This window comes from Streptosporangium sp. NPDC023825 (assembly GCF_040639575.1).
GTDB lineage: Bacteria > Actinomycetota > Actinomycetes > Streptosporangiales > Streptosporangiaceae > Streptosporangium.
The window spans coordinates 40,527-50,261 of the sequence record NZ_JBFAAE010000067.1 but is presented as its reverse complement, the minus strand read 5'-3'; the positions used below and the strand labels follow the sequence as shown (position 1 = coordinate 50,261).

At 67.0% G+C, this 9,735-nt stretch carries 10 protein-coding genes and 1 pseudogene; 5 read left to right on the top strand and 6 right to left on the bottom strand.

All coding sequences use genetic code 11. From position 1 onward, the window contains the following. Positions 1–360 (top strand): transposase (locus tag AB0G15_RS36815; RefSeq protein ID WP_362849281.1); only part of this gene is annotated, 360 nt, incomplete at its 5' end. A gap of 150 nt (positions 361–510) precedes the next feature. On the opposite strand, the gene AB0G15_RS36810 is transcribed toward AB0G15_RS36815, so the two are convergent. Then, entirely contained in the window at positions 511–1,314 is an 804-nt protein-coding gene (locus AB0G15_RS36810; protein WP_362849278.1) for an alpha/beta hydrolase, read from the bottom strand. Between the two features lie 579 nt (positions 1,315–1,893). Between AB0G15_RS36810 and AB0G15_RS36805 the strand changes: the two are divergent. Continuing rightward, positions 1,894–2,103, top strand: a pseudogene (locus AB0G15_RS36805) (transposase); the annotation flags it as partial. Between the two features lie 284 nt (positions 2,104–2,387). On the opposite strand, the gene AB0G15_RS36800 reads toward AB0G15_RS36805, so the two are convergent. The 4 genes from AB0G15_RS36800 to AB0G15_RS36785 all read right to left on the bottom strand — a co-directional run bounded on the left by AB0G15_RS36800 (position 2,388) and on the right by AB0G15_RS36785 (position 5,866). Further along, complete coding sequence (locus tag AB0G15_RS36800) at positions 2,388–3,071, bottom strand: hypothetical protein (protein ID WP_362849283.1); 684 nt, start codon at positions 3,069–3,071, stop codon at positions 2,388–2,390. A gap of 869 nt (positions 3,072–3,940) precedes the next feature. Continuing rightward, positions 3,941–4,354 carry a PIN domain-containing protein gene (locus tag AB0G15_RS36795; protein WP_362849274.1) on the bottom strand — a complete coding sequence of 138 codons (414 nt, stop codon included), beginning with the start codon at positions 4,352–4,354 and terminating at the stop codon, positions 3,941–3,943. After that, positions 4,351–4,614, bottom strand: a complete 264-nt coding sequence (locus tag AB0G15_RS36790; RefSeq protein WP_362849271.1) for a CopG family transcriptional regulator — start codon at positions 4,612–4,614, stop codon at positions 4,351–4,353. The genes AB0G15_RS36795 and AB0G15_RS36790 overlap by 4 nt, the downstream gene beginning before the upstream one ends. 451 nt (positions 4,615–5,065) lie before the next feature. Then, positions 5,066–5,866, bottom strand: a complete 801-nt coding sequence (locus AB0G15_RS36785) for an AraC family transcriptional regulator (protein WP_362849268.1) — start codon at positions 5,864–5,866, stop codon at positions 5,066–5,068. A 269-nt stretch (positions 5,867–6,135) separates the two neighbouring features. Between AB0G15_RS36785 and AB0G15_RS36780 the strand changes: the two genes are divergently transcribed. Genes AB0G15_RS36780 through AB0G15_RS36770 form a run of 3 tightly spaced genes read left to right on the top strand, consistent with a single transcriptional unit; the run spans position 6,136 to position 9,311 of the window. Beyond that, positions 6,136–7,251 carry a histidine kinase gene (locus AB0G15_RS36780; RefSeq protein WP_362849266.1) on the top strand — a complete coding sequence of 372 codons (1,116 nt, stop codon included), beginning with the start codon at positions 6,136–6,138 and terminating at the stop codon, positions 7,249–7,251. Between the two features lie 5 nt (positions 7,252–7,256). Continuing rightward, complete coding sequence (locus AB0G15_RS36775; protein ID WP_362849263.1) at positions 7,257–7,943, top strand: response regulator transcription factor; 687 nt, start codon at positions 7,257–7,259, stop codon at positions 7,941–7,943. A 36-nt stretch (positions 7,944–7,979) separates the two neighbouring features. Then, positions 7,980–9,311, top strand: coding sequence for a hypothetical protein (locus AB0G15_RS36770; protein WP_362849261.1), 1,332 nt, complete (start codon positions 7,980–7,982; stop codon positions 9,309–9,311). Between the two features lie 16 nt (positions 9,312–9,327). On the opposite strand, the gene AB0G15_RS36765 is transcribed toward AB0G15_RS36770, so the two are convergent. Then, positions 9,328–9,585 (bottom strand): hypothetical protein, encoded by a 258-nt coding sequence (locus AB0G15_RS36765; RefSeq protein WP_362849258.1) that lies wholly within the window; start codon positions 9,583–9,585, stop codon positions 9,328–9,330. Between the last annotated feature and the right edge of the window lie 150 nt (positions 9,586–9,735).

Below are 9,735 nucleotides of genomic sequence, written 5' to 3'. Positions count from 1 at the left end.
AGCGCTACGTCGCGCGCGAAATCTACCGCCATATCCAGCCCGCCACAGCCGCATCAACTCCACCTGCACCGCTTGACGCAACATAGGGGCATCCTGAACACCCACATCAGCGCCGCGATGCAGTCCTACATCGCCGCCCGCGATTGGCTGACGGTCTACCGGCTGCCCGCTTATGCCCCTGAGCTCAACCCGGCCGAGGGCATCTGGGCCAACCTCCGCCACGGGCTGGGAAACCTGGCGGTCACCGGCCTGGACGCACTCAACACGATCATCAAGACCCGGCTGAAACGCATGCAATACCGGCCCGATCTCATCACCGGCTTCTTCAACGAGACCGGTCTACCCTTCGAGCTGGCCTAACCCTGAAGATTTAATCTCAGTAGCGGGCCATTAACCAGGGTGACGAGGGGTCAACCACGGCCACCCACGATCAGCCAAACGCCCAGCTCGGCCGCCCCACCTGCCGTACTCGATGCACTTCCCAAGCTGACAGCGCGGGTTCGATTCCCGTCACCCGCTCCAAGATTCCTCGTTACATCGAGCGAGGTCTCCGATCAGGAGACGCAACAGCCCCTCTGGGTCCTCGCGGTGTGGATCATGTCCGGTGAGCAGGGATGTCGTTCGCACCAGCGACGCCTCTCGCACGGTCGCCTCCAGTTCGTGCTCTACCCATGCGCAGTACGCGTTCCAGGTAGGAATGAGATGCTCAGGAAACACGCCTGCAAACGCCCTAGCATCGCCGCTGACAATAAGGAGCGGGCAACGCGCAGAGCGGTAAGCGGAGAAAAGGTCGAGAGCATCTATCTCGCGCATGACTTGAAGAAATGCCTCAGAGAGCCCTTGCCCCATCCCGCTTAGAAACGAGCTCATCTCCTGCCACGCCCGTGCCGCCGACACCTCGTCCAGACCGAGGAACTGTCCAGGTCGTGTCGGATTGCCGTGACCGTCGAGGTTGACCGCGAGCGGACATTCCGGATGCTCTCTGGCCCACAACGCGGCGACCATGCCCCCCAAGGAATGCCCGACGATCATGGGCCGGTGAAGTCCAAACTCCTCCACAACGGCAGCGACGTCCGCCAACGCTTCCTCCCATGACCACGGCGCTTCACCGGACTCACCATGACCACGTAGGTCCATGGACACCGGCCGGAACCCGGTGCTCATGAGAAGTCCTGCGAAGACGTCCCAATCCGTGCGTGTCCGTCCACCACCATGCAGGAGAAGCACGTCCCTGCCGTTCCCACCATGGTCTTCCGCCACGATCGGCACATCGCCGATCACAAGTTTCCCGATCGTTTCCACGTTGCCCGCCACCTCTCATCCGTCCTTTTGTCCTTCGCCCTTCGTAACAGCCTGGCGCAGCGACCTCCACAGTTTTTCCTGCTGAACGGCGGCGTCTTCACCCCCTGCCAAGACCGGCACACCACGGCTCGCGAGCCAGATGCGTGCCAGAACAGGCAGGGAACCACGGTGACTCAGGGGGAATCACGGGGACTCGACCCGCCCTGACCTGCACCCCTGTTTCCCCAGCTCAGGGCGGCAAGGTCAGTAGATGATCCCCAAGCTGACAGCGCGGGTTCGATTCCCGTCACCCGCTCCACACACGAAGGCCGGCGGATGGCTTCCGGACCCGGTTCTCGATCTTGTCTAGCTGCCTATGAGAAAATCATCGGATGAAGGCTCCCTTCATCCGTCCGAGATCCACCGAGGATCTGCGCGCCTGTATCGATGCTCTCGCCTCCGTGCATAGGTCCGACCGCTACCCAGTGGACTGGCCCGCCGATCCCGGACGATGGCTGACACCGTCTGACCTTCTTCAGGCATGGGTGGCCGTTGAGGGTTCTGGTCCTCCCCTCGTACCGTGGAGATCTGACCTAAGGGGAAGGTTGGGTCATGGGGGAGACCAGACGTAGTTTCGATCCGGAGTTTCGGGCGGGTGCGGTGCGCATCGTGCGCGAGACCGGGAAATCGATCACCTCGGTCGCGAAAGACCTGGGGATCAATGCGGGCACGCTGGCCAACTGGTTGCAGATGGACCGGCTGGCTCGCGAGCAAAGCGCGACCGGGGATCTCAGTGAGTCCGAGCGCGAAGAGCTGGCCCGGCTGCGCCGCCAGCGAGCTGAGTGGGCCAAGGAACGCGCCGAGCTGACAGCGCGGGTTCGATTCCCGTCACCCGCTCCACCCACAAAGGTCCAGGTCAGGATGCGAATCCGAACCGGGGCCTTCGTTGTTTCCGGAGCCGATTCTCACTCGCGTGCCGGATTCGTGCCAGATCAGTTGATCTTGGCCCCGACAAGGGGCGGATCATCGCCGTCGTCATCCTTGGACGTGAGCCCTTTCTTGAGATCTCCTGTCAATCCCCTGAAATCGTGGAGAGTGGTTCGCCTCTATGCCTTGTGGTCGGCTACATATGGCGTCAGCGCAAGCATGCCCGTTCCTCGCACCTGCGTTTTGTGGGTCAAGGTGAACGGACTGACGCCGTACGCGGCGGCGATCTCAGGGGCTAATTCGAAGGCGACCCATTTCCACTCATCGATCTGTTCGCTGCTTGCGGTTCGCAGGTCTCTGCCGGCCGGTAGCCCTAATTCCAGGCGGCGTGCCTGCTCCAGGGCCAGCGGATCGCCGAGAGTGAAGAGTTCGTCATCGGGCTCGCCAGTGGCCGCGTACCGGCGCACGACGATGCCGTGCTCGGCTATCAGCCACGCCGAGCCGTCCCCTTGTGCGCCGTAATAGTAGGCCTGGGCTGCCCCGTATCTTGTACTGAGCGCCTTGCACAGTTGAAGCACATCCTCACGGCGCTCGTTGTCGTAAGGATCGCACCACGCGCCGAGAATCAGAGTCCAGCCGTCCACTTCAGGGGTGACAAAGACCCGCAACAGGTACTCATGATCACCCAGTTCGCTGTGTCCATCAGCGTCGATCACTTCTTGCGCCTCGGCGAACGTGATTGGCCTGAGCGGGGACAAGCCCAAGATTTCCATGACACCCGTCTGATCGCCGGTCGGGACCGCGATCCAGCAGTTCCAGCACGTCCATACCGGCTCCGGCCAGTCCTTCAGCTCTCCTCGCATAGGCCCACTGTGTCAGGGCTGCGAGACAGTTAGGTTGCATCTACGCGTTCCCGCAGGTCATAAGCCCGCTTGGGTTGCAGTTCAGGTTGCAGTTCACCGCTGTACCAGCAGGTGCCAGAAAGGCCGGGGAGGGGCGTTGGTCCTGGTAGAACCTTTCTGAACGATGGCCTCCCTAACCGCTCATTCGGTGTGGCTGTACAGCCACAAGTCCAGCCAACAGGGTGAACCGTGGCGGACAACAAACGCCCAGACAGAAGCTGAATCGTCTTCTTCTAATCCGGGTTCGTCCTCGCTGGTCGAGTGTCCCGGTTGAGGCCACCGAGTCAAGGTCGCCTACGGCGTCGCTACACGATCAACTTCGTTGACCCTTGACACGGCGGCCTCGCCCTGGGGATCGACAGCTACGAGGAGGGCGGGGGAGAACCAGGCGGCGGCGCACTACTGCAACGCGTACTGCAACAGCCTCACACAACCGCTCACGATCACGACCGCCCGGCACCATTCCAGAGCAGGACACGAGCCTCTGATCGCGTGTCGGATGGTCCTGATGAGGGAGAGGTCAGCTCATCGACTCCGTGCTCGCTGCGTGCCCGTTAGCAGAGGGATCAAAGGGAACTCACGGGGACTCACTGGCACTCACCCCGCTCCCCCGCAGGTCAGCGTTTTACCTGGTCAGCAACCATGGTGCGTAGAGACTTCTCAAGCTGACAGCGCGGGTTCGATTCCCGTCACCCGCTCCAAGAGCGAAGGCCCAGGTCAGGGATGGATTCCTGACCTGAGCCTTCGTTGTCTCCAGGGCTGTTCGATCTTCTCGGGCCATTGGCTCTCGTTGCTCCCACCGCTCCGTCATGCTCGTCATCGCGCGCAGCTCAGACCTTGATGACGATGACGCGTCCGCCGCACAGGGCGGCAAGGTCCTCCGGGTCGGAGGTGAGAACCGTAACGGGGCCGGGGGCAGCGAGGGCGGTTGCGCTGAGCATCGCATCGATGGCGTACTTGTGCCCGTGCAGGCCGGCGCCAGACAGAAGTGTGGCGGCGTGGCGGGCGATCGGTTCGGTGACCGGTTCGACGACAATGCGGGACAGCGACCACTCCAGAGCCGGCCGGTTGATGCGGGGGTGGACCACTTCGACAAGGGTGGCGGCGGAGGTGATGACGCGGAGGTCGTCGGCGCGGGCGAGGGCGAGCCATGTGGTGACCGTGCGGTCACGCAGGACGACTTTGGCCAGTCCCTCGCTGTCGAGGACCAGCGTGCCGCCGGGGGTGGCGGGAGAACGGGTCATGCAGCGTCCGTCCCACCGTGGGCCTGCCCCTGCCGGGCCTGGTTGAGTTGGTCGCGCAGGGCCTGGACTTCGTCGTCGGCAATGGGGCCATGCTCGGCCTCGGCGACCTGGATGAGTTCGCTGAGGTTGTCGCGCTCGATCTGGCGGGCGACGGCGGCGGCGACGTAGGCAGAGAGACCAGAAGGGCCGCTCCGGGACCGTGCGGCCTCCGCGATGTCACGCGGCATGGTGATCGAATACTTACCGGTAGGCTCACTCATGCTCTCTATCCTACCTTCTATGCCCCTGGCAGCGATGGCCGCATCTAGCGGGAATGAGCACCAGGTCTGTCCCGCATCCACTTCTCGATCTTGGTTACTCGTCCAGGTCTCCTGGGCGGCGTTGATCACGTGCCAGATCCATGCCGGAATAGGCGGGGAACACCAGTCATCCACAGGGACTCACGGGGAACCGCACCTCGTCCACCCGCACACCTGCTTTCCCAGCTCAGCCCGCCAACATCAGCAGCCGATTCCCAAGCTGACAGCGCGGGTTCGATTCCCGTCACCCGCTCCGCCCTTCAAATGACCAGGTCAGGGATGGATTTCCGGCCCGGGTCCTACTCGTTTCCAGGGCTCTTTGATCTTCTTATGCCTTCAGGGGGCCGCACCGCCATCCGGACTGCGGGTCAGTCCCGGCCGGATTCGAGATAGCCGGTACGGCGAGCCGGCTCTAGCTGAAACTGCTCCGGTAGGCGTGGGGGCTGACGCCGACGACGCGTTTGAACCGGTCGCGGAAGGCGGTGGGCGAGCCGAAGCCCGCCTGGGCGGCGATGCGTTCGATGGAATGGTGGGTGGTCTCCAACAGGTGCTGGGCCTGGCGGACACGGGCCCGGTGGAGCCACTGCAATGGTGTGGTGCCGGTCTGCTCGCGGAAGCGCCGTATCAGGGTGCGGGTACTCGTGCCGGCGTGGTCGGCGATGTCCGCCAGGGTGAGCTCGCGGGCGAGGTTGTCCTCGATCCAGCGCAGGAGGGGTTCGACCGCCGAGCCGCGAGGGGTGGGCGGGTACCGCTGCACGATGAACTGGGCCTGGCCGCCCTCGCGTTCCAGCGGCATGACGGACAGTCGGGCGGCGTCGGCGGCGATCGCGGAGCCGTAGTCCCGGCGGATCATGTGCAGGCACAGGTCCAGTCCCGCCGCGGCGCCGGCCGAGGTGAGGATCTGCCCGTTGTCGACGTAGAGCACGTCCGGGTCGACGTCGATGTCCGGATGGGCGGTGGCGAGCTGGGCGGCGGCCAGCCAGTGGGTGGTGGCGCGCAGCCCGCCGAGCAGTCCGGCGGCGGCGAGGATGAAGGTGCCGGAGCAGATGGAGGCGATCCGGGTGCCGTCGGCGGCGGCGCCGCGGAGCGCGTCACGGACGGCCGGCGGCAGGGGCCTGGCGGGGTCGGCGGTGCCGGGCACGATGACCGTGTCCGCATCCGCGAGTGCGTCCAGTCCCCACGGGGCGCGCAGGGTGAAGAGGCCGGCGTCCACGTCGGGTCGCTCGGCGCAGACCCGCACCCGGTAACCGGAGCGGCCGTCCTCCGCGCGCGTCTCGGCCGGCCCCGCGTCGAACGGCCCACGCCGCCGTCCTGATCACATCGGCCCGCTTCCCTTCCGGGCGGATCCTGTACGGCGTGCCGAGCGGATCCCGCGCGACGTGGCCGTGCGCTCCTTGAGGTGGGTAAGGGGTGGACCGCACGGCCGGAACGATCACTCTTGAGAGTGAGGGCGGCAGGCGGACGAATCCGGATAATAGGCGGATGTTCACAGCGGTCCGGGCCGGCAGGGCGGTTGACGGGGTGCTCGCGGCGGGCGTGGTCCTGGCTACGGTGGTGCCGCTTCTCCTGCCCGATCCCCATCCGTGGTGGATCATCGGGCTGGGGCTGCTGGCGTCGGTGCCGGTGGGGTGGCGCAGGCGGGCGCCGATGGTGGTGGCGGTGGTGGTCGGGGCCGCGATGTCGGTGCTGGTGACGTGGGAGAAGCCGTTTCTGCCTTTCGGGCCGCTGCTGGCCGTCTACACGATCGCCGACCTGAGTCCCACCTGGAAGAGGCTGGCGGCGATTCCGGTGATCGTGGCGACCGTGGGTTCCTCGCTGGTGCTGCCCGGGGAGAGCGACGAGACCTTCCGGCTGGTGGGGACCGCCTTCGTGGCCGCCTACGCGCTGGGCACCAGTGCCAGGGCGAGCCGCTCGCGAGCCGCCGAGCTGACCGAGCGGGCGCGGCGACAGGAGCAGGAGCACATCGCGGCGGTGGCCGAGGAACGCACCCGGATCGCGCGCGACATGCATGACATCGTCACCCATTCCGTTGGTCTGATGGTGGTTCAGGCCGAAGCGGGGCCGGTGGTGGTGCGCAGCGACCCGGACAGGGCAGAAGCGGTCTTCGACACGATCGCCGACACGGGAAGGGGTGCGCTGGCCGAGCTCCGGGGGGCGCTCTCCGCGCTGCGGGTCCCGGGCGAAAGCGGCGGGCCGGTGTGGGGCCATGCCGGCGAGCGCCCGGGCGAGTCGCTGTTTCAGCCGCGTCTGGCCAACCTCCCGGCGCTGCTCGATCGCAGCGGTCTCGACGTGGTGAGCACGACCGCCGGTACGCCGCGCCTGGTCGCCGAGAGCGTTGAGGCCGCCGTCTACCGCATCGTTCAGGAGGCGCTCACCAACGTGCGCAAGCACGCCGGTACGCGTGCCGTACGCCTCGTCCTGACCTGGGGGGAGAGCCTGACGGTGGAGATCGCCGACGACGGGCGGGGACCGGGCGGGGGCGGCGGGTACGGGCTGGCCGGGATGCGGGAACGGGCGGCGGCATGCGGCGGGACGCTCAGGGCCGGGGCGGGGCGGGGCGGGGGATTCATGGTGAGAGCTGAATTTCCGCTTGAATAGCCCGCATGTTACGGGTGCTCATCGCCGACGACCAAGACCTGTTCCGCGCGGGGTTCGGGCTGATCCTGGGAGCGCAGCCGGACATGGAGGTGGTCGGTGAGGCCGCCGACGGAGAGGAGGCGATCGCCGCGGCCAGGCGGCTCCGGCCGGACGTGGTCCTGATGGACGTGCGGATGCCGGGCAAGAACGGCATCGAGGCGACCAGGGAGATCTGCGCCACCACTACCGCCAAGGTGCTCGTGCTCACCATGTTCGACCTCGACGAGTACGTCTACGACGCGGTCCGGGCGGGAGCGAGCGGTTTCCTGCTGAAGGACATCCGGCGCGACGAGCTGGCCCACGCCGTGCGTACCGTCGCCTCGGGTGAGGCCCTGCTGGCCCCGGCGGCGACCAGGAGGCTGCTCGACGACCTGGTGCGCAGACCCGCCCACGGCGTCGCCCCCCGCCTGACGACCAGGCTGGACGCACTGACCGAACGCGAGCGCGAGACGCTGAAGCTGGTCGCGCACGGCCTGTCGAACGCGGAGATCGCCGCCGCGCTCGTGGTCACCGAGCACACGGTCAAGACGCACGTCAGCCGGATGCTCGGCAAGCTGGACCTGCGGGACCGGGTCCAGGCCGTGGTACTCGCCTACGAGTCCGGGCTGGTGGTCGCCGGTGAGAGTGACGACGGAGATCACACCCGCGGGTGACGCGCCGGTGGAGTGCGGGAAAGCACGATCATCGGCATGGCACGCCTCCTCCTCACCCTCGCCTCCGCCGTCCTGACGCACTTCGGTACCGGCCTCCACCCTGTCTGGTGGCTCACCTGGCTCGCGCCGCTCCCTGTCCTGTTCCTGGCCCGCCAGGCGGGCAGGGGTACGGCCTTCACCGCCGGGACGCTCGTCTGGCTCGCCGGCCAGGCGCAGATGTGGCCGTACTTCACCGGACCCCTTGAGATGCCGCCCGCACTGGCCGCCGCCCTCATCGCCGGCCCCGCGCTCTGCTACGGCCTGGGCGTGCTGCTCTTCCGCACCCTGCTCGCGCGTGGCAGGCCACTCCTGGCGGCGTCGGCCGTACCGGCCGTCTGGGTCACCGCCGAGTACGCCATGAACCTCGCAGGACCGCACGGGGCCTGGTGGAGCCTGGCGTACACGCAGGCCGACTTCCTGCCCGTGCTGCAGACCGCCTCGGTCACCGGGGTCTGGGGCATCACCTTCCTCCTGCTGTTCGTACCCGCCTCCGTCGCGGTCCTGCGGCCACGCGCGGCGGTGGTCTCGGGTGTGCTGGTCGCGCTCACCCTCGGCCATGGTCTCGTACGGCTCGCGACGCCCGCCGACACCGGAGGACGGAAGGTCGCGCTGGTCGCGACGGACGCCTCCGAGGATCTCGTCCGCCGGTACGGCGAGGCGGTGGACACCGCGGTGGCCCACGGTGCGGAGATCGTGGTGCTGCCCGAGAAGGTCTTCAAGAACGCCGGCCTGCCGTTCACCCGCCCGGGTGTGGAGGTGGTCGTGGGGATCGCCATGGAGACCAACAGCGCGGTGAGCCATCCCTCAGGAGTGCGCTACGACAAGCACCACATGATCCCCGGGGTGGAGCGCGAGTTCCGGCCCGGCACCGGCCTGGCCTTCCTCGACGGCAACCGGCTCGGTCTCATCATCTGCAAGGACCTGGACTTCCCCGGCCTGGTCAGGGAGTACGGCGAGGCCGGCGTCGCCGCCCTGCTCGCGCCTGCCTGGGACTTCGGCGAGGACGCGTGGCTGCACAGCCGGATGGCGGTGGTGCGCGGCGTGGAGAACGGACTGGCGGTGGCCCGTGCCGCACGCGAGGGACTGCTGACGGTCAGCGACGGCTTCGGCCGGATCGTGACCGAGCGCCACAGCGGCGGAACGGGCATGGCCATGGTCACGGCCACCCTGCCTCAGGAGGGCTCGGCCACCCTCTACACCGCCCTGGGAGACTGGGCCGCATGGGCCTCGGCGGGACTGCTGCTGCTCGCACTCGGTGCGTCGGCTCGTACGGAATCCTCCGGCTCGGCCGGCGAGAGCCCGACCGGCGCAAGGGAGCCTGCCCTGTGATGCCTGAGGCTTCGGCTCAGATGGACTTCACCCACGATTGAGCCTGGTCGACAGGCATCGCGAGTTCGTTGTGAACGAGAAGAACGGCTTCCTCCTCCCGACCTCGGACCTTGAGCTGGCGGACTCGTCCGATGATGTCCATCGCTCTCAGCGGGTCCGTGTACTTGAGCACACGGCGTTGCCGCAGGTACTTGGTCAGAAGCACCGCCCAAGTAGTCATGATGGCAATGAAGAGTCCGCCGAAGAGGAGAATCGGGACGACCGTCTCGAACATTTGATGACCGTAGCGTTCAACCCGCCACCTTCCAAGAGTCCGTTGCATTTCCAGCGGGACTCCGGGCCGCGCACCGCACCCGGCGCCCGCCGTACCTGACCGATTCACCGGGGCCGCACCACCGCTTCTCCCGAATCGGCGCCGCCCTCC